Origin of the sequence: Marisediminicola senii, from assembly GCF_011057645.1 — a bacterium.
In the GTDB taxonomy this organism is placed as follows: Bacteria; Actinomycetota; Actinomycetes; order Actinomycetales; family Microbacteriaceae; genus Marisediminicola; species Marisediminicola senii.
Window position 1 is genome coordinate 1 of record NZ_JAALGE010000037.1, and the last position, 19,938, is coordinate 19,938.

At 63.4% G+C, this 19,938-nt stretch carries 16 protein-coding genes; 3 read left to right on the top strand and 13 right to left on the bottom strand.

Annotated elements, in window-relative coordinates:
- Positions 1-908: 908 nt before the first annotated feature.
- From G5S38_RS11400 to G5S38_RS11450, 12 genes are all read right to left on the bottom strand, one after another.
- Positions 909-3,323: a P-loop ATPase, Sll1717 family gene (locus G5S38_RS11400; RefSeq protein WP_165068660.1), complete on the bottom strand. Its 2,415-nt coding sequence runs from the start codon at positions 3,321-3,323 to the stop codon at positions 909-911.
- 361 nt (positions 3,324-3,684) lie between these two features.
- Positions 3,685-4,155, bottom strand: coding sequence for a hypothetical protein (locus G5S38_RS11405; protein ID WP_165068664.1), 471 nt, complete (start codon positions 4,153-4,155; stop codon positions 3,685-3,687).
- A 233-nt stretch (positions 4,156-4,388) separates the two neighbouring features.
- Complete coding sequence (locus G5S38_RS11410) at positions 4,389-5,279, bottom strand: ImmA/IrrE family metallo-endopeptidase (RefSeq protein ID WP_165068667.1); 891 nt, start codon at positions 5,277-5,279, stop codon at positions 4,389-4,391.
- A 381-nt stretch (positions 5,280-5,660) separates the two neighbouring features.
- Positions 5,661-6,062, bottom strand: coding sequence for a single-stranded DNA-binding protein (locus G5S38_RS11415; protein ID WP_165068669.1), 402 nt, complete (start codon positions 6,060-6,062; stop codon positions 5,661-5,663).
- A gap of 47 nt (positions 6,063-6,109) precedes the next feature.
- Entirely contained in the window at positions 6,110-6,235 is a 126-nt protein-coding gene (locus G5S38_RS15865) for a hypothetical protein (RefSeq protein ID WP_268921076.1), read from the bottom strand.
- Positions 6,236-6,496: 261 nt separating this feature from the next.
- Positions 6,497-7,597, bottom strand: coding sequence for a hypothetical protein (locus tag G5S38_RS11420; protein WP_165068672.1), 1,101 nt, complete (start codon positions 7,595-7,597; stop codon positions 6,497-6,499).
- 13 nt (positions 7,598-7,610) lie between these two features.
- The gene (locus G5S38_RS11425; RefSeq protein ID WP_165068674.1) at positions 7,611-8,939 is read right to left on the bottom strand and encodes an ATP/GTP-binding protein; all 1,329 of its coding nucleotides are present in this window, start codon (positions 8,937-8,939) and stop codon (positions 7,611-7,613) included.
- A gap of 98 nt (positions 8,940-9,037) precedes the next feature.
- Positions 9,038-10,702, bottom strand: a complete 1,665-nt coding sequence (locus tag G5S38_RS11430; protein ID WP_165068677.1) for a hypothetical protein — start codon at positions 10,700-10,702, stop codon at positions 9,038-9,040.
- Positions 10,699-12,021, bottom strand: a complete 1,323-nt coding sequence (locus tag G5S38_RS11435; RefSeq protein WP_165068680.1) for a hypothetical protein — start codon at positions 12,019-12,021, stop codon at positions 10,699-10,701. The genes G5S38_RS11430 and G5S38_RS11435 overlap by 4 nt, the downstream gene beginning before the upstream one ends.
- Before the next feature lie 185 nt (positions 12,022-12,206).
- Entirely contained in the window at positions 12,207-12,896 is a 690-nt protein-coding gene (locus tag G5S38_RS11440; RefSeq protein ID WP_165068683.1) for a hypothetical protein, read from the bottom strand.
- A 6-nt stretch (positions 12,897-12,902) separates the two neighbouring features.
- Positions 12,903-13,217, bottom strand: coding sequence for a pilin (locus tag G5S38_RS11445; protein WP_235929034.1), 315 nt, complete (start codon positions 13,215-13,217; stop codon positions 12,903-12,905).
- Positions 13,218-13,245: 28 nt separating this feature from the next.
- Positions 13,246-14,364: a ParA family protein gene (locus G5S38_RS11450; protein WP_165068685.1), complete on the bottom strand. Its 1,119-nt coding sequence runs from the start codon at positions 14,362-14,364 to the stop codon at positions 13,246-13,248.
- 489 nt (positions 14,365-14,853) lie between these two features.
- Here G5S38_RS11450 and G5S38_RS11455 point away from each other — a divergent pair, with 489 nt between their 5' ends.
- Entirely contained in the window at positions 14,854-15,807 is a 954-nt protein-coding gene (locus G5S38_RS11455) for a DNA-processing protein DprA (RefSeq protein WP_165068688.1), read from the top strand.
- A 10-nt stretch (positions 15,808-15,817) separates the two neighbouring features.
- Here the strand turns inward: G5S38_RS11455 and G5S38_RS11460 are convergent, their stop codons facing one another.
- Entirely contained in the window at positions 15,818-16,225 is a 408-nt protein-coding gene (locus G5S38_RS11460) for a hypothetical protein (protein WP_165068691.1), read from the bottom strand.
- 796 nt (positions 16,226-17,021) lie between these two features.
- Here G5S38_RS11460 and istA point away from each other — a divergent pair.
- Together istA and istB are read left to right on the top strand one after the other, a co-directional pair.
- Complete coding sequence (gene istA, locus G5S38_RS11465) at positions 17,022-18,326, top strand: IS21 family transposase (protein ID WP_235929035.1); 1,305 nt, start codon at positions 17,022-17,024, stop codon at positions 18,324-18,326.
- Positions 18,323-19,141 carry an IS21-like element helper ATPase IstB gene (istB, locus tag G5S38_RS11470; protein WP_165068695.1) on the top strand — a complete coding sequence of 273 codons (819 nt, stop codon included), beginning with the start codon at positions 18,323-18,325 and terminating at the stop codon, positions 19,139-19,141. The genes istA and istB overlap by 4 nt, the downstream gene beginning before the upstream one ends.
- Positions 19,142-19,938 lie beyond the last annotated feature (797 nt).

Genomic DNA, 19,938 nt, shown 5'->3' on the forward strand with positions numbered 1-19,938 from the left:
TCACCAAAAGCCGTCTCACACTCATCACCGAGACCAGGACGGAGGCGACCACCGAAACCACTCTCGAGCTCAGCGCCTAGCAAACAGAAAGATCACCAACCGCTACACCACCACCAGGGACTTGACCGAAGGATCTCGCGGAAGTCTCTTTCGATCTGGGTCACCCCGTCGGACGTGGGCTCGCAATTCGCAACCAAACTCTCCCAGATTCCGTCTCTCGCCCATTCCGTAAACGCTCGACGCTCGAGAGCCGGCACCGCGTCATTCTGAGCGAGAACCGTCGTCAGGAACTGGATGCCCCACGCCGCCGCTAGGGCAAGCCTCACCCGCTCGTGAAACGCGGACTGCTCGAAAACCCCGAGCCTGTCGGCGGGGCGCCAGCGCTCGAGCACACAGCAAAACCCGCTCGGCCTAGAGGACACCCGAAGCGGGTAGCGGGGCAAGATCGCTCCGTCGGAGCCCCCTTCCTTCGATGTGGGTGGGTCCGAAACAAGCCGTCATGGTGGTACCGAATCGAGTTGATATAACCACCCCCACGACGGCGATTCCAAGTGGTAGGCCAACGGAATTAAGGACCTCAAGCAGGTCTGTGGAGAGGCTCATTACAGGAGCCTCTCAGTTTGTTTGGTCCGAGGTGATCCCCCAATCGGGGCTGTGGCCGAAAGCGCAAGAACTCCAAGCTGCGGGGGCGCGGGGCTGTCACCGAGCAGAGACCTGTGGATACCTAATCAGCTTGCGCATCACACCGTCACGGTGTCCCGTAACCAGCGCCTCGGAATGCAAAATCCGTAGCTAGTTACAACACACAGTTTTGGGAACCATCATTACCTGGATACCAGTACCTGGCGGCACTTCGTCAACTGACCGGTGGGATATCCCGTATCTCTACGGATACGAGACGGTCAGAGCTAGCGTGATGAACCCACGTCGGGAGAGAGGTTTTTTAGCAGGGTCTGGTCTCGAATGTCTGGAATGTGCAGATCGTCGTCTTGCACATCCAGGTATTTCCGGAAGGCGGGATGAATGCGGTACCGCATAGGCCGACCAAGTCGGCGGGCTAATCTTTCGGCCACCTTCGCCTTTCTTTTCGCCGCTGTTTCACCCTCGATGTGCACGAACGCGCCCTCGTCGATTTCAAGTCCCAGAAAAGACGTGCGTATTAGCCACGAACGCACGTCCACATCGGAACCGCTGCCCCGAATTACATCGTCGAGATCCTCGCTGGAAAGTGTGGACGGCAGGCCAGGGAACTCGAAGAGAACGGATTCAAGGTCAAATCCTTGTGCCTCGCTCTCCACAAGCAGCGCGTCAAAAGCAAACTTTGAATACTGACCTTCGGCGAAAAGCACGTCACTCTCTTGAATTATTGAATGCTTCCGATTTATCGCGGTGGTCAAGGCCGCGTTGGCGAAGTAGATGAAGTCTCTCGGGCGAGGCAGAGTTCTCCAGAGCAAATAGTCGCGCGTCGGAGTTCCTTTCACCTCTGAATCGAAGACCTCGTGCCAGAGATTGCTTGGCGCCTGGTGCTTCTTCTTCAGCCGTTTTACGCCATAACGCTCTTCCAACACTCGGACCAGTAATTCTTCGTCCTGCCAATGGACAGAAAGGGCGCCAATTTTGTCGGGTTCCCTGGCGTGGTCGGCAACAACATCGAAAATATCCGTTCTGAGGAATACGCTCAGCGTCACATTGATCGCTGGACTGGCCGAGGACCCCTTGGCAAAGTCCTTCTCGATCTTCCCGCTCGTGGTCAGCAAAGCCAGGATGAACTTCGACATAAGCGCATAGTCAGCGCCTCTTTCCCACGTCTTATCGAGATTGTCTATAAGAACCGCAATCCGATCGAAATCATGCAGAGCGGTCCCGATGAGCGACCGCAGCTTGCCCAATCTTTGGAGTCGCAATTGGTCGGCTATGTACTGCTTCTCATCCTCCATCGCGATTCCGTTGGATAGAGCGGCTACGGCGGCCTCCAACCGCGTGGCAAGGTCCGCGGTCACATCGACACCCAAGCCCTCGAGTTCTAACTCAAGTTCGCGCATGGGGGTGAGTTCACCAATTCCTGCGGGCCGTTCTCGGGCATGAACGACGGCTCGTATGGCTACTTCGGTGTAAATCAAGTACGTCCACAGATTGACGAGAAGATACTCGGTGTTTGACTCGGATTTGAAAGACCTGAGGACGTCGAGTAAGCCGGACAGTTCGTAAGAAGTCGGTTTGATCGGAACTACAAGATTGCGTCGGTCCTTTCGAAGCTCTAAGACGGCTTGACTCATAGTTGCGGTCTTACCGGTGCCCTTGCGGCCAACGAAGACACTTGCGGACCCCTCGAGGATGGACTGAAACTCGTTCGTCTCAATGAAATAGTTGTTGAGTTCTTGGACCTCGTTCTCCGCCACGAACTGACCGAAGTCGCGGATTGGCAGTTCGACGTCCAGCGCAAGGCGCCCCAGACGTTTATTGGAACCGTCAGGCTTCGGCAATCGATCTAGCCATTGGGACACATGCTCTTGCAGAGCTGCGGCTGTCGAATATACGAAAAGGCTGTCCTTGTAATCGAGCGGTGCGATGAAGCCATGCTCGACCACCATCAAGAGCGGCAGCCCGAGACCCCTGGCGACACCCGCGAGAAAACTTGAACGAGCGTTATGTTCCCTTGCTCGGTTCCGGTGAGGACCCAGCAGATGAATAATCGCGGCGGATGAACGATAGATTTCCTGTATCTGCCAATGAATCGGCGCGAGTCCAAGCTCGTCGCCTGCTCCCACAAGCTTTAGATGGGACTGCCGCTCAAGCATCTTTTCTAAGCCTCGAGAAGCGTTGATTCTGATCGGCAGCGGCGGCGCAAAGACGGCATTGGCCTCACGGGGGCGCGCCCCGGCCAACAAGGAATCAAGCAGCGTGGGCTCGCTTAGTTGCGGGCTGATGGTCAGGACTCGCGACACCAACCGCTCAGAATCGCCGCCATAGTCAATGCGGCCCAACGTGCTGAGGATGGACAAGTCATTCCACGACTTCGTCGCCGTTTCGTCCGTCTCGTCTAGAGCTAGCCAGAGCACTTTGTTTCGACCGAGTGCGAAACCCGCTTCGAAGATTACATTGCTGTTCAGGTCGCTTACCTCAGCAACAACGGCACTTGAGGAATCGATGGCATCACAAATGGTGTCTATAAGCAGCTTTCCCTCAACCGCCAGCTCCTGCCAGCCCAGAGTCACAGCACCACGTGATGAGAGTGATGAGATGGTCTCCCTCATGGTTTCGGCACGGAGGGACGGCTGGCCCGCATAGGCGAAAAATATGCTTGGGCTTGCAATGAGGCTCATTTACGTAGCCTTGCACACGGGTGATGTCTGGGGCTGGCCTCGCTTGCCTGTCGCGTCGTTCTCCGGAGCGTTGGCGCGCGGACCTACGCTAGCCATCCTGTTAGACACAAACAGCAGGGACGCAGAACGCGGGATCAATAGCTGACCGCCGAATAATGCGGAGTCTGCAACCGGATTGTTCGAAGGTTTAGGACCGCGATGTTGATGAATGTCGATTCGTAGGGTCAAGGCGGACCTGAAGGCCCCGGTCCGCTTTCTCTAAGCCGGCTTCGCTTCCCGGCCACGCAAAGGGCCGTCGTTGCCTGCTCCCGCTGGTGCTCCCGAACTCGAACGCGTTAGGAACCGATGTCGCAGAGTGGACTTATGCAATACCAGCATCGGCGAGATCCGTGCGAAACCTGGCCAGCGTCCCGTCAATACCCGGGATTAAGTCAGCATCTCGACGAACCCACGATTGCAGGTTGACCGTGATATCCAACCGGGCGTCCTCACTCGGAAGCCCTTGTCGAGAAGCGCCCTTCTCGAATCTCCATTCTGCCCATTGACAAGCGACGTACGACTCACGCGTTCCATCAAAAAGGAACCCAGAGACCGCTATCTGAAAATTCGCGATGAGCTGTCGTGCCGCTGCATGCGAAGTCCGCCGTTTAGTCAAGGCGACGTCGATTTCGGCCAAAGCAATAGTGATTGCGGTGACGGTACGCACCCTCTGGCGCCGTGGATCAGATTCGTTCTCGGCAAGTTCGATCTTCTGCAGCTTGCGTTGCTCGGCTGCAAATAAGCGCCAAGCGACAAGGACGGTTATGAGTCCGCCCAGCGTTGTGCCTGCCATACCTACGATCAGGTCTGGCCAGAACGCGCCCCAACTGTCATTAGCCGCTTGCGATATCTGACGCAAACAAAGCAACAGTGAACCACACGTCATAGACACCTACCCCTTTCGCCCCACCCGTCACATAAGCGAGTGCAGCTTATCTCCGAGCCAGTGTCGGGCATGACTAGGTTGCCGACTACAGGAACCGGCTGACGTCCGAAACGCGGGGTCCCTGGGCTCAGTTCAGGTTCTTAGACCTCGGGCAAGTCGGCGGCGTCGTCCGTGGGGGCGATCATCTCCGCGATGTGGTGGGCGGTGGTGAGTACGCGGGCGGCGGTGGAGCGCACGAGCATGGTGTCCCCGTTTGCCCATCCGGTGATATACCCGATGCTGTACGCGGCGGTGTCGAACCCGACGAGTCCCGCGACTACGTAGGCGACGCTTTCCGCTTCGGTTTCAATCAACCCGCGGTGCTCGACGTACTCGGCCATGTCGTCAACGTGCCCGAGCAGCACGTGCGCAGTCTCGTGAATCATGGTCTTCGCGGCATGCTCCGGGCTGAGGCCGGAGTCGACAACGACGGTCAGGGTCTTGGGGTCGGTGTACCCGTTCATCGTTCCGGGGATGGTGCGCCGCTGTACCGTCCAACCTTCCTGCTGCAGGTGGGTGGTGAGGGTGTCGATGATGCCAAAGTCGTCGGCCCCGGTGAGCTGGCGGGTGATGGTCCCGGGGGTGTCGACACTGTCGATGGGGTCGGTTTGGGTGATGTCGAATACGGACAGGATGGGGAACCGGGCTGAGCGCTTCTCTTCCGTGTCGCCGTTCTCGTCTTCCACGGTGGTCTTCTTGGTGGAGTACCCGAAGATGCGGATGGCTTTTTCACCTTTCCGGACCTGGCGGCCGAGGGACTGCCATTTGCGGAACCCGGCGACCTGCGATGCTGTGGGCCTCTGGGAGAGGATCAGCAGCAGGTTGTTCAGGCTGTAGGCGTGGAAGGCCTGCGCGAAGTCCAGAAAGCGTTCCCACTGGTCGCTGTTGTGCAGGGCTTCCACCTGGGTGCTGATCGAGTCGTGCAGGGCTTGGGCTTGGGCCTTCATCTCCTCAGGGGTTCTGGTGGGTCGGCGGGTGCTGGTGGTGGTCATGGTTACGTCCCTTTCTCTCTCTTCACGTTTCTTTGCCGTGAAGGCACGCATGTGCCGGCAGGACGGGAGGGTGCAGTGCAACCCGAAGGGCGGTGGGGGAGAGAAGTTCGGGACGAGATAAGGGAGCTTGCGACCGCGTCCCGTAGTTGTCGGAGGAGCCGGCGGCGCAGCCGCTTGCGCGGAGGCTTCCCGTCCGTACGCTGCCGCAGGCTTCACGGCAAAACCAGTGCTTCTGATGTGGGGCTGTGCCGCGTAGCGGCTCCGTTGCCCGCGACCGCGGGCAACCGTCGCAGATTGGTGCCGGCCTCCGCGCCGGCGCCAGAGCGAGTGCCCGGAGTGACGACTAGATATCGCCACTCCGGGCCAGGTCCAGGCGGTGCTCTAACTGCTTGTGACGGCCTGAATAGTGTCGGCGTTGTCCCAGGTGGTGGGTTCGGCTATCTGCCGGTGGATGGTGGCGGTGGCGCGGTTGAGGTCGGGGCCGGCGTCGTCGGCGTCGATGATGCGTCCGTATTGGCGGGCGTCGTCGGAGCCCCAGCTGACGCTGCGTTCCCTGCCGGTGACGATGATGGCGTCGCCTTTGTGGAGGGAGTGCGCGAGGTTCTCGCCGAGTTCGAAGCGGGCTTCGACGAAGTGGGTGGTGGGGTCGGGGTGGGGTGCCCATTTCCCGGTGCGGTATTCGCCGGTGTTCTCGATCACGCGGAGTTTGGTGATGTGGATGCTGCCGGCGGTGACGATCTCGGGGTCGGCGGCGAGGTGTCCGGTGATGGTGCGGGTAGCCATGATTCTCGTGTCTCCTTCTCTATGGGTGGCTTGGTGTTGCGGGGTGGCTATTGGCAGCTGTCGCAGTGCAGGGCATCCATGGGGTCGACGGGCACCACATACAGTCCGAAGTGCTGCACCGAGGTCGGCGCCTCGGTGGGGTCAGGTGTGTTGGTGGTGCTGGTGTCGGTCATGGTTTCTGCCCCTGCGCTCTGTTGGTGTTGACCAGTTGTGGGTGGTTTTTCGGTAGAGGGATCGGTTGTTGTCGGGGCGGAGGGTAGTGCCGGGTCGTGGAATACCGGACGGAGCGAAGCGGAGGAGGATATGCCGCGAAAGCGCGGCACGGACCCCGCCCTGGCGACGGACAGTGACCAGCCGAAAAGAACACCCCGCCCTCTGACCGCGCCGCGATCTGCGCGGTCGGATTTGTAGCTTCCATGCGCCGTATCCCTCATTCAGTTGGTGGGTGCGGCTAGTGGTTGAGTGGGGACTTCGATGTGGAGGTGGTGGCAGGTGTCGCTGAATTGCCGCAGGTTGTCCAGGGCGATGGTGCGGCCGGCGGCGGTACGGCAGTTGGATTGGCCCGCCCCGGATCCGGTCGGGAGGGCGGTGTCGAGGATGGCGAGGAGCCGGAGGGAGTTGGCGTCGGCGCCGGTGGTGCGCATGTCTCCGAGTCGGTTGAAGTCGACGGCGTATCCGCCGCCGTCTTTGTAGTGGGCGGAGCGGGTGCCCATGCCGGCGAGTTGTCCGGTGCAGTGCCGGTTGATGTCGCTGATCTGTGCCTGCCCGAAGGTGCGGATGGCAATGAGCAGGGTTTGCAGGATGCGTGGGTCGATGCGGCACCCCGGTACGTCCTGTCCCTGCGCTATGCGGCGGATCTGCTGAACGTGATCCGGGACACCTCCCCGGAGGGCTCCGGTGTCGGCGTAGGTGACGAGCTCCTGGGCGAGCTGCCGGGTGTCACCGGGCACTGTGCAGGTGACAGTCTGGGTGGTGAGGGTGTGTACGATGTCTGCGGCGGGGCGGAAGAACGGGGTGTAGTGCTCCGGGTCGGCGTTTCGTTGCACCCGGTGCGCCGCCGTGGTGGGCCGCATCGTCTCCCACCCAGGAAGGGCCTTGAGCTTGTCGTAGAAGAGGGTTGCGGACGCTGCCGGGTCGAGGCGAGTGGCTCTGTCGCCCCAGGAGTTCTGCTGTTGGAACAGGCCGATGGAGGTGGTGGGGGTGCCGTCGGGGTTGGTGACGCCATAAATGCTGTCGCCGTAGGTGATGTTCCGCAGCGATGATTCGCCAATGGCGGTCATCACACCGATCACTTGCGCCTGGGTCGGGAGCCCGGCAGCTGTGGCGGCGTTCATGATGTGGGCGGCGTTTGCGAGCTGCTCCCCCGCGAACCCATCCACCTCGAGACCCGCCTGCTGTATCCCGGTCGGGTCGACCGTCCCGGCACCACACCCACCACCAGCGCCCGCACCTGTGCTGCCGGTTCCGGAGGAGAGGACGATGCTGCTGCTCAGGGCGAGGAGCAGCAGGATGACGACGGCAACGGTTTTGAGCATGCTCGGGTTGTCATCAGGTGGGGGTGGTCAGGGCTTCGTCGGTGGTGGTCACTTCCTTCTCCCACGGGGAGAGGATGTGTTGCACGTGCGCTTCGGGGTGGATCCCATATTTGAAGATGTAGTGCCCGTCCGGGAGCCGCTGGATGGTGTCCGCGGTCTCCGGCGCGAGCCCGAAGGTTTGCTGGCACCAGTAGGCATCTTCGGGGCGGGATTGCCGGTAGATGCACACAGTTTGCGCTTCTTGGATGATGGCAAGGCCTGCGGAGCCGGGTGGAATGTCAGTGCCTTTGTGCATGACGAACACGTTGGAGATGCCAAGTCCTCGGGAGAGTTTTTGGTTGGCCTTGATGAGGTGGGCGGTGGGTCCACCGACCATGTGCCAGCCCTCTTCGTAGACGACGGTAGTGGCGTGTCCGCGGTCGCCGCGGAGCCGGCCGAGCATCCACATGTTCCCGATCGCCATAACCACCGGCACCGCCGGCCCATCATCCGGCAGCTGCGAAATATCGAACGAGGTGAGCTTCCCGCTCAGGTCCACCCGACGGGACGTTTCCCCGTCCAGCAGGCCACCGTATTCGTTGAGGAGCCCGTTGAGGGTCCACCGGACGGATAGCCCGGCCCGGTGCAGCTCGTCCCGAGCGGTCGCGGACAGGTCCCGGTATGCGGGGTCGTCAGCAAGGGTGCCGAGGTTGGGAAGAACGTCGGCGAGCACCGGGGTGCGGTGGTCGGTGTGATCAATAGTGTGGCGGAGGGCGGCGCGGAGGGCTTCCTCCTCCCATTCGTTCAGGGGGGTGTCGGCGCGAGCAAGACGCGTGACCGTGTTGAGCAGGCGGGCTTGGCCGGTGACGCCGGTGCCGGCGGCGATGACCGGGTCGAGGAGGTTCAGAGTCGTGCCGGAGCCGTCGGCGGTGAACTTGATGGGTTCGTACCCGTACCGGCGGGTGACGCCAGAGTATTCGCCCTCCCCGGCTTGGTCTTTCTTGTCGAACACCACACACCTGCGGTTCTTCAGCAGCAGGGGGCGGAGGACTTGGTTGGCTTTGGTGTGGGTGGATTTCCCGGCGCCGACGTCTCCCATGATGATCACGTTCGGCGACGACACCTCCCTGGGGTGCGTGTTGTAGGCGGTCACCGGGTCATGCGCGACCGGGGTGTGCGAGAGCACGTCCCGACCGTTCACCACCCCACGCGTTCCGGTGGGTGGGCCGATGAGGGCGGTGTTGAGAATCTCGGCCTGCCGCGTGGTGGTGGGAGCTCCGGTGAGGGCGGGCGCATAGAACCCGGTCCTCGCCCGCCGCGCTCTAGTGCGCAGCGGCGTGCCGGGCTGCACCCACGGCAGCACCTCCTCCCCCGATGCCGGGCTGTCTGCGTTGGTGGGGGTGCCGGTGGGTGGGGCGAACGCGCGGAGGACGGGCAGTCCCCAAATGCCGGTGCGATTAGTCATGTAAGGGCGTCCTTCTCGGTGCGGCCGGCGAGCTTCCGGTACAGGTGCGCAGACATCCCGGTGGTGGGGGTGGCGAGTCCTCGGCCGATGGGCCAGGTGGTTCCGGAGGCGGCAGCTTGGTAGGAGTCTTGCCAGTCCAACCGGTCCACCCCCAGCGACGTCGCGCACACATCCTCGAGCCGTCGGGAGGCTTGGCTGAGCTCGTCACGGGTGGGAGTGGAGATGGTGATGTACCCGACCCAGTTGGCGCCGTGGTGGTGGGTGCCCGCGGTGAGGTCATCCCGCCGGCGTTGCGCCGCGGTCATCGCAACGACGGTGTCGTCGGTGTCGAACTTCCCCGCCTGCACCCGCGACATCCGCTCCGCAGTATCCCGCACCAGGTCCTGCCGGGCGGCGATCTTCGCCTCCATCGCCGGCACCAACCGCAGGTGAAAGGACACTGACCGGATCACTTGGATGTCCCGTCCGATGAGCAGGTCGAGTACCCACAGTGGGGTGCGCGGGCCGGTCGCGACCGCCTCCGCCCGGACGGCTGCGGTTCGGTGCCACCACTCGGTAGGGGCGCCGGTGGTGGGGTTCTGTCCGGCGACGACGTGGGCAGAGAATTCATCCCGCGACGCCTCGCCCAGGCGGGTGGGGTGTACGTCGGCGACGAAGTCGATGGGGCGGGACGGGTTCTGCTGGTGCAGCATCACCGCCCCGAGTTGCCGGGCGGTGAGGGGTTCCACCTGTCCCATCCGCGCCTCGGTGAGCCCGCGGACGGTGGCGGCGATTTCTGTGCGCATCAGGTTTCGCCATCCGTCGCGGTCGGGACCGTACTTGGCGGCTGTGTCGGTGAAGGTGGAGGTGATGGGCCAGCTGACGGTGATGTAGTGCCGTTGCACCATTGCGTCTTCCCCCGTCAACCGCAGCACATCCTCATAAGACCGAATCGCATCCGGTGGGACAGAGTCGTCGAGGCTGTTCAGCACCCAGAATTCCTGCAACGCACTGTCGGCGGGGAGGATCCGGGTGGTGGTTTGCACCGTGTCCGCGAGCACCGACGGGACCGCGCGCCCGGCGAGGAATAGCCCCCATCCTTCGGCGGCCTGCGCCATGACCGTTGCGGACTCGATCCCCCGCAGCTGCCCGGTCACCGAGAACGTCACTGACAGGTACGACCGCTCCCCCGCCGGGGCGTGCCAGGCGATCCCGGGCTCACCTCGGCCGCATTGCAGCCACCCCATCCCGTCGGCACCGTCCGGGTTCGCGCGCAGTGCTGCCAGTGTCTGCCGTGCGGCCGCGGCGGTCTCTTTCGAGGTGGTTCCGCGGGTGTGGGTGGCGTCGGTGAGGGCTTGTTCGGCTTGGTCCCATGCGGCGACGTCGAACGGTTGATACCGAGTGGTTCCTGTGCGGGTGCGGTGCTTCCACCGTGCTCGTTTGCGGTGCCGGTCCATGATTGACCCCCGGTGAGTTCGTGCGGTCACCAGGAAGGTAAGCCCGCACCCGCCCACGGCGATGGCGAGTCCTGGCCAGCCGATGAGGGGGGTGAGGATCAGGCCGCTGATCATGAACAGGGCAAGGAGGGCGATGCGGGTGCGGGAGTGGGTGCCGCCGAAGAATGACCGGTGCCCGGTTTCCCCGCCGAGGTACCGCACCACCGGGGTCACGTTCTGGCTCATGAGCGGGTGTCCCTGGGGCGGTCATCCATCGACCGGGCAGCCTGCTGCCCGGCCTTCCCCGCCAAATCCGCACCCTTCGCGGTCGCGGCCAACCCCGCCGCTGCCAGTAGCGCGGGGACACCGATGACTGCTCCGACCCCGGTGCTCGACGCGGCCGCGCCGGCGGCAGCTGTTCCTGTCGCTGCGCTACCGGCAGCGGCACTGCCTGCTGTCGCCGTTCCCGCCGCCGCGGTACCTGGCGCTGCGGCTCCTGCGGTCGAGGTGGCGCCGGCCAGTGCGGGGGTTGCAGCTGCGGGAGCTGCGGCCGGTGCCGCTGTTGCGTCGGCTTCGGCCGCTGCGGGGGTGACGGGGTTTGCACTTCGAGTTGCGGGCGACGACTTCGGCGCTGACGGTGCTTGTGATCGGGCGTAGGCGACGTCGGCCAAGGACGGTTGCCATTCGGGTGCCGCACTGTCACCGGTTGCGTCGGCGGGTGGTTCGGCGGATGCGGTCGAAACGGACGACTTGGGTGTGGCGCGGGAGTCGCGGAGGCGGTTGGCGACATCGGTCAGGTTGCTCGCACCGATCGTGGGCGTGTTCAGTGACGGGCCTGTGGTGCCGCCGAACCCGGTCGGGATGACCGGGGCGAACTTCAGCAACAGCATCGGGGATAGGGCTGCGACGAAGAGGGCGATGATGGCGACCAGGAAGGTGACCAGGGTTTGCAGGCTCAGGTTGTTACCGAAGGTACCGACGGCGTTGCTCATCATGGTGAACGCAAACCCGAGCAGGAAGAACAGCAACGGGTGCGCGGCGAGGATCCCGATCCACAACGCCACTAGCTTCATCCCGAACGACCGCCTGGTGGGGTCGATGATCCACACCAAGCCCAACGGGATAAGCACTCCGGTGAAGTACAGGGTCACCAGTTGGACGACAAGCATGAGCAGTACCAGGAACAGGCCGATGAGCATGCAGAACATCAGCAGAACCGCGATCGGCACACCACCGGTCATACCGACCGGGTCTGCCTCGGACAGCATCCGCTGAAACTGGGCAATGACCCCGTCCACCGATCCTTCAATGCCCCAGCGGACGAACACACGGGAGAGGGAGTGGAAGAAATTCACCAACACCAATCCCATCGCGGGTCCGAAGATCGCGCCAGCAAGGAAAAGCCCGAAGTACACCCCCATCGATTCGACCAGGTCCCGGCCGGCCTGATGGCCGCGGGCGGTTCGGATCGCTTGTGGGATAAGGAGGGCGACGGCGACAAATATGGCGGTTGCGAACGACACCCGGTAGGCGTTCACGAACCAGTCGGCACTGAGATCCGGCAACGTTGCTTCCGTCAGCGCGGGCAGTACATCACGCGCGAGACCCGCCGCCGCGTCTCTCAGCGCAGTGAAGGTGTTGCCCCAAGGGTCCGACCAATAGGACACCACTCCGGAAACACCATCTACGACGTCTCCGAGACCGCCAATGATGCTCCCGATGCCACCGCCGTCGGGCTCTTTGGCAGACATCAGCAACCGCTCGTGTACGGCCGGCCGATCGCGAACAGGTCCTCGGTAGTGCGGGTTCCTTCCGAACTTACGAACTTCCAGCGATCCTCTTCCCAGGCGACCGTTACCGTGATGGACCCCTTCAGGCTGGGGCTGATGGCCCCCTCCTCAGCGATAGCGGTGCCCACTGATGCCGTCACCAATGTCGGGGAGGCCGATTCGAGGTGGTAGACGCCTGTGACGGTTGAGAGGAAGTACGAAACCCCATCTGCGACGAGCCCTCCGGAGAGGTTGGGGTTGCTGGCGAAGAACCCTGTGAGATCCGTGGTTGGAGCAGCGGCAGCAAGTCCAGACTGCTGCACCAAGGCGGCGTCCTCCTCGGTCGGGTATGGGAATCGGTTGAGCCAACGCACGAAGGCGGTCGCGACCTCGATTGCTCCGTTGCTGGTTTGAGGTGCTTGCTCTTGGGCAGCGAGAACCATCGCGGCATCTCGTTCTTCGCCCCCGAGGCATCCGGTGGGGGCGGCGTCCGGCTCGATGGTCGCTGAGGGGGTAGGCGTACTGGTGCTCGTAGGGGTTGGTTCAGGTGCTTCGGCTGGGGATCGATTGGCGAAGAACAGTGCCGCGGCGATGAGTGCGGCAACGACAACCAGCCCGGCGATGGCCGTGATGGTGCGCCGGCGCCGGGTGGTGGTCGTGGGATTAGTCATGGTGGGTTAGCTGAAGACGGCGAAGATGGCGCCGACGATGACGGCGAGCGCGGCGAGCACTCCGAGGGAGATGCCTCCCCACATGGCTTGGTTGCGGGCCATCTTGTAGTTAGTGGGGTTGCCGCCGCTGGAGGCGCCGGCCATCTGGGTGATACCGACGATGAAGAACGCGACACAGATGACGATGCCGATAGCCCAGAGGCCGCCAAGGAGTTTCTGCCATAGTTCGGTGAACTCGGCGCCGAAGATGCTGAAGTCGGGCAGAACCCCGTCGAGCGGGTTGTCGATGGCGGCGATCAGCTGCCCGAAGTGTGCAGTCATGATGGTGACTCCTTCCGTGAGCATGGGGTTACCGGACGGTTGCTTGTAGTGATCGGACGACGGCGGCAGCTGCGGCGGTGAATGCCTCGTAGGTGGCGGGGGTAAGCCGGTTGATGCTGATCTGCCCGCGCTCGGCAATGTGCGGGTCATAGGGGATGTCGAACCGGTGCTGGATGCCGGTGCTGTCGAGGAGTGTTTCGACGCGGGCGGTGACGTCGGGGTTTTCTGGGCGTCCGTCGGTGGAGCGGATGAGGATGGCGTTCTGGGCGATGGCGGCCGCGGTACCGCCGCGGGCGGTGAGGGTGCGGAGCAGGGTGGCGGCTTCGAGGGCGGCGTCGCCGGCGTTCATCACGGGGATGACCAGGATGTCGGCGGTTTCGACTGCGGCGTTGAAAGCTGCGGAGGAGTGCTGGTTGCCAGAGTCCATCACCCGGATTGCGTAGAACTCGTCCACAACGGTGGCGACCGCGGTGACGTTCTCGGCGGTGAGCGGGGGCCGGGGTGTAGTGGTTCCGAGGACTGAGGCGAAGGAGGTTTGTGGGGCGGTATACCCGGCGAGGTGTCCTGCGGTATGTACGTGGTTAAGGTCGGTGATGAGGTCGCCGATGCCGAGGGTGGGGGTGCCCTCGGATCGGAAGGTGAGAGCTCCGGGGTCGTCGGCGACTTCCATCACGCACACAGACCCGCCCCGGATCGACGCTAGGACTCCGCCGAGGATGAGTGAGGTGGGGGTTTTGCCGACCCCGCCTTTGGGGTTGGCGACCAAGATGCTGACCGCGCGGGTCCAGGTCGCTTGGCGGACGATGCGCTCGTTCTCGCGCTGTCCCGCATCGCGCGCCCGCTGCGCGATCTGCGACGCGCTGGGCCCGACAGGGAATCCAAGGCCAGCAAGGAACGCCCGGATCCCGACGAGCTCCGCTGTGCCGGTGTCTGCTGTTGGGGTCTGGGTGAGCTCCGCGAAGGGGTCGCCGATCTGCGGCGGCAACGGTGCTGACGCGGCACTCCGGTCAGCGATTGTAGGTGCAGGGTGTGCGGCATCTGGCGGTGCCGGTGGCGGGGTTTCGATGTAGTGCTCGGCGCGGGCGGCCCCCGCAAAGGCGGGAGCGGTGCCGGTGTTGTCGGTGAGAGTGGTGTTGGTCGTTGTCACCAGCGGTACATCCTTTCAGCAGACGGGTATCCCACGGAGGGGTGTCGATCCTGCTGGGTCTGGCACCCCCATTTCAGGGGTCAATGTGACCTTTGAGACGCCATTTAACGCCTACCTAAGGACATTTCCGCCACTGCCTCGGCGTGTCGCATCCCGATGAAACGAGGTATTTATTGCCACGTGATCGAGGAAGAACAGACAGCATGCAATAGGTGTCTAGGCCTGCCCGCCGGATCTATCGACGGCGGAGGCTACTGATCCTGTTTTGGGCCGCTTCGCGGCGCGGTGTTTGCTGTTTTGTTTGTCCGTCTGGCTGTCGATCGTAGTTCGCTTCGCGGCTCCCGTACCCGGCCCGGTCTCTCTTTAAATCCTCGCTGCGCTGCGGCTTAAACCGTTCTCCGGACCGGGCACTTCGCCGCTCCCGCTCACTATCGATTCTCTCGCCGGAAGGCAAACAAAAACGGTTGACCACGAGAGGAACACGACCCCATGCCTACTACCGCGAGCAGCGCTCTTAACAGCATCGCCGCCACCACCAACCACACCCCCGACACCATCGCCCGCATCGCCCTCAACACCATGACCACCGCCGGGGACCCCGACGTCAGTGTGCTCATCGCCCAGCACGGCGCCGAGGACGCGCTTCGCATACTTGGGTCAGCGCAGGGTGCGGTCGTCGACATGAGCGTCCGGCGGATCCAGCGGCGAATGCGCACTATCCCCACCGTGCAGTCCATCGCCGCGGTAATCCGCGCCGCCGACGGCGCTGGCCTGAGCGTGGTCACTCCCCCCATGCCGTTGTGGCCGGCGGGGCTGAACGACTTGGGTGACGCAGCTCCAATCCTGCTGTGGGTGGACGGGGACCCCGCTGCGCTCATCCGACCCGCCATCGTCGTCACCGGAAACCGGCGAGCAACCCCTCAGGCGCTGCACTGCTGCCTCGACCTGGCATCCACCCTCGCGTCCCGCGGATACGCCATCGCATCCACCACGAACACAGGCGTGGACACGGCTTCTCTACTCGCGGCCCTCGCAGTAGGTGGGACACCGATAGCGGTCACCGCTCGCGATCTCGCCCACCCGGATGAACGCACCCGTCTCACCAATCGCGTGGCCGCGGGAGGGGCGGTCGTGTTCGAGGTGCCCCCGGGAGCTCCACCCGACCGTCGAAATGGCGGGCGGCTCTCCCATCTGCTAGCGGGACTGGCCATCAAGGCAGTCATCATCGATGGGACCCTGACCTCGGCAGCTGTCAGCGTCGCCGAGGCAAGCCATGAGCTTGGCCGCCCCATCGGGGTATTGCCGCCACGCACTCAAAGTGACGACGCTGCAAGCTTCCGTTACGTGCATCAGAACCTCGGTGCCGAGGTCGTCATGAACGCGGACGACGCCGAGTGGATGCATCTGCGCCCGGCCATTGCCGTCACGGCGCGCGGCTGGTAATGGTACAGGCCTACACCCACTCCCGGTGCCTCGCGCCCCACGGCATCTCCCACTCGATCGCAACCGCCTTTGGAGTCCACGCCACTGCTCTGGCCTCCACCCGGAATGCTTCCGGCCCAAATCGCACCCATGCCGTCACTAGCTCCGCCTTCGGCGTTTTGGTCAGCGGCAGTACGTCCAGCTCGAGCTCCGCATCGGTGAGCGTGAGAGGTGGCACACCCCGCACGGCCGCTTCGACAACCCGCTCGCTCATCCGCCGATCGCTGGAGATCGGTACTACGCGCGATAGGAGCTGGCGGAATAGCAGCTCGCTTTGATGCGACATTGCCGGCGCCCGCACGTTCGCGAACGGTCCTTTCTGACAGGGATTTATGACGCGCTCAAGTTTCTCCAAATCGCAGTAGCGAATGATCGTCATTTAGGAGTACGTTCAGCGTCAAGCGCATCAGCCCGAGACTCGCGAACACTCAAAAATCGATGAAGATCAAGGAAGTGTGATGAGATCAGGTATTCGCAAGTTGAAGTTCGGCGGGTCAAGAAGGTCACTAGGTGCGGTCGCCGCTATAGCTCTCGGGCTGGTGTTGGTTCCGCTCGCAGCAGCCTCTCCAGCTGCTGCTGCTGACGTGATCACGTGCACACTTCGCGTGGACAATCCGCACGCGTCAACTCACGTGTCCGGGACAATAAACGTCTCGGCGACCATGACCTGCTCAAGGCAAATTGCTGAGATTTACATTCGAACCACCCTCTACAAGGGAACGGGTAGCCCGTCGTGGCAGGGCGCGTCGAACGACCGCTTTAATGTGGCGGCTCTTTCCGCCAACGCTGCGGCGCCATGCTCTGCGGGACCTGGCAGCTTTTACGGCTATGCGACGAGTACAGTTACGCCGCCCGCTGGGTACACCGTCTCCGGACCAAATCCTGTGGTGAAACGCGGATTATCAATATCAGTCGCATGCGGCAATGCACGAATGGCTGCAGAGTCTATGCCCGAGCCTGATTCCGTCACGATCACACTCGTAAAGAAGAACTAGCCCTTCTGAGATAGATCGAGTCTTGACGGCGCTCACTGAATTTCCCCAGTTCTGCTCACTGAAATTCCCCACTCCGGGTCGCTTCCGCACATAGAAGCGGGCCTTTCTCGATGCTGGTGGTCTTCGACCACGCACCAGTACGAGAAAGGCCCTGCTCCTATGCTTTCAGAGGAGGACGACGTGGACATCCACGCGCTCAAAAGGCAGGGAATGACGATCAGCGAGATCGCCCGCCGCACCGATCACGACCGCAAGACCGTCCGCGCCTATCTCGCCGGGCAGCGCACCCCGGGAGTGCGCAGGCGCGCCGCCCCGGACCCGTTCGGCGCGTTCGTCGACTACGTGACCGCGCGGCTGACGGAGGACCCGCATCTGTGGGCGGCGACGCTGCTGGACGAGCTCGTGGCGCTGGGGTTCGAGGGCTCGTATCAGACCCTCACTCGCCAGATCCGGGACCGGAGCTTGCGGCCGGCCTGCACGGCTTGCGCCCATGTGACCAAGCGGCCCAACGCGATCATCGAGCACCCGCCGGGCGAGGAGACCCAGTTCGACTGGGTAGAGCTGCCCGATGCCCCGATGGGGTGGGCGTTCCCGACGAAGCGCGCCTACGTGCTCGTCGGGTCGCTGGCGCACTCCGGGCTCTGGCGGGCGGTGATCTCCCCATCGATGGACCTGCCCCACCTGCTGGCCGCGATGACGATGCTGCTGGCCCTGCTCGGCGGTGTGAGCAAGTCCTGGCGGTTCGACCGGATGAGCACCGTGCTGAGGGCGGGGACGAGCGATCTGACGCCGATGTTCGCCGCGTTCGCCAAGCACCACGCTGTCACCGTGATCGCCTGCCGACCCCGGTCCGGCAACCGCAAAGGGGTGGTCGAGAAGAACAACCACACCGCTGCTCAACGCTGGTGGAGAAACCTCCCGGACGAGGTCACCCTCGAGCAGGCGCAGCAACGCCTGACCGTGTTCGCGACCCGCCAGGACGGCCGCCGCCGGGAGGGCCGGGACGGGTCGACGACCGCCGCGGTCATGTTCGCCGCGGAACGGCTCCAACCGTTGCCGCCGATGCTGTTCCCGGTGGTGGTGACCGAGGAACGCGCCGCGACCAGGCAGGCGCTGATCGATTGGCGCGGGAACCGCTACTCGGTGCCACCGGAACTGGCCGCGACCCGCGTGATCGTCCACCAGCGTCTCGGCGCGAGCACCATCGACATCGCCACCGTCTCCGGCGTCGTCATCGCCCGACACACCCTCGCCGAGGCGGGCCTTGGGGTCACGATCCGCGACAGCGGACACGTCACCGCGTTGGAGCGTATCGCGATGGCCGCAGCGCCTCCCGGCCGCCCGCACCGGAAGAAGGAACGCATCCCGCCCGGCACCGCAGCCCGCCGCGCCGCGATGGCGTTGACCGGCAGCACCGCACCCACGACCGTGATCAGCCTGGCCGCTTACGAGACGGCCGCGAAGAACAGGAACACTCTCCGATGAACACCTCCACGACCACGGCCACCACGACTCCGGCGAGCGTCTATCAGCAGCTGCGCGGGCACCTTGCCGAGCTGAAACTCGCCGACGCCGCCGACGCGCTGCCCCGCGTCCTTGACCAGGCTGGGGCCGAGGGCTGGTCCCTCACCCACACCCTTGAGCGGCTGCTCGCGATCGAGGTCACCGCGACCGACGCCCGCCGGCTCTCCGGTCGGTTCCGCTTCGCGAACCTCCCCACCGGCGCCACCCTGGACGACTTCGACCTCGACGCCGCCTCCGGCATCAACCGGTCCCTGCTCGCGGAGCTCGGGACCTGCCGTTACCTCGAGACCGCGACCAACGTGCTCCTGATCGGTCCGCCCGGAGTCGGGAAAACCCACATCGCCACGGGCCTTGGCCACGCGGCAGTGCAGGCCGGCTACCGCACCTACTTCACCTCCGCCGCCGACCTCGCCGCCCGCTGCCATAGAGCTGCGATCGAGGGCAAATGGGGCACGATGATGCGCTTCTTCGCCGGCCCGACGCTGCTCGTGATCGACGAACTCGGCTACCTTCCGCTGCCCGCCGAGGCAGCATCAGCGCTGTTCCAGGTCATCAACCAGCGCTACCTGAAAACGTCGATCGTGATCACCACGAACCGGCCCGTCGGCGCCTGGGGCGAGATCCTCGGCGACACTACCGTCGCTGCCGCGATGCTCGACCGACTCCTGCACCGCTCCGTCGTCGTCACCCTCGACGGAGGCTCCTACCGGCTCCGCAACCACGCCGCCGCAGCCGACGAACTACGCCGCGTGACAACCGGCACGAACTTCCGCTAACCTGACCCCGCGACCTGGGGAACTTCGATGAGCAAGACCGGGGAATTTCGCTGAGCGCCGTCAGTCTCTCACCTCGCAGGCGTTGGCTCGGTCTATCTCAGACTTGCACCCGCCGCTCCTCGCAGCTGGTAAATACCCAATGCAGCCAAACCGTCGTCTGAACGGACCAAAATGACGCTGCAACGGTCATTCCATGGAAATTTAGCTCAACGCAGTCAATTGCAGCTACAGCTCGTAGTGAGAGATTCACCGCGTCATAGGTTTGCGATGCTTGGTTCCAATCGAACTCGAACGAGTCCGGTTTGCCCTCAACACGTCTGGAAAACTGGCTTACTGCCTTGCACCATTGTTCGGCGTTCGTGATGTCGAGCACGCGAACGGCGGATGCAGGCGTGAGTTCCCATCCGCGAAACGGAGGACTGTAAAACTCGCTTCTTGTCAGCCCGTAAATATGCCACATACCTAGATCTGACTGCCCAGCATCTGAGGTGAACATACCCCAGCCGTCAGGTTTCCCAGCCCAAAGCTTCTTTGCCGAGTTAGACCGCGGAAATCGCTCTTCGCTTGGAGGGTCCCCGTCTGATATCCAGATTGCGCGGCGGTCCCGTGCGTCGACTCGATCAGCTAGATCATTCAGGGGGGGACAATCCGCCACGATAGCGTCGGCAAGGACTGGATCCACTGCTCGGTCAAGAATTGACTGGCCGTCTAGCAAAGGCGGATAGATGGATTCGACGTAATTGGCGATCTGGCGAGTGTCCGTATCTACCCCATTCAGCCGTTCTATATCGTCTGCG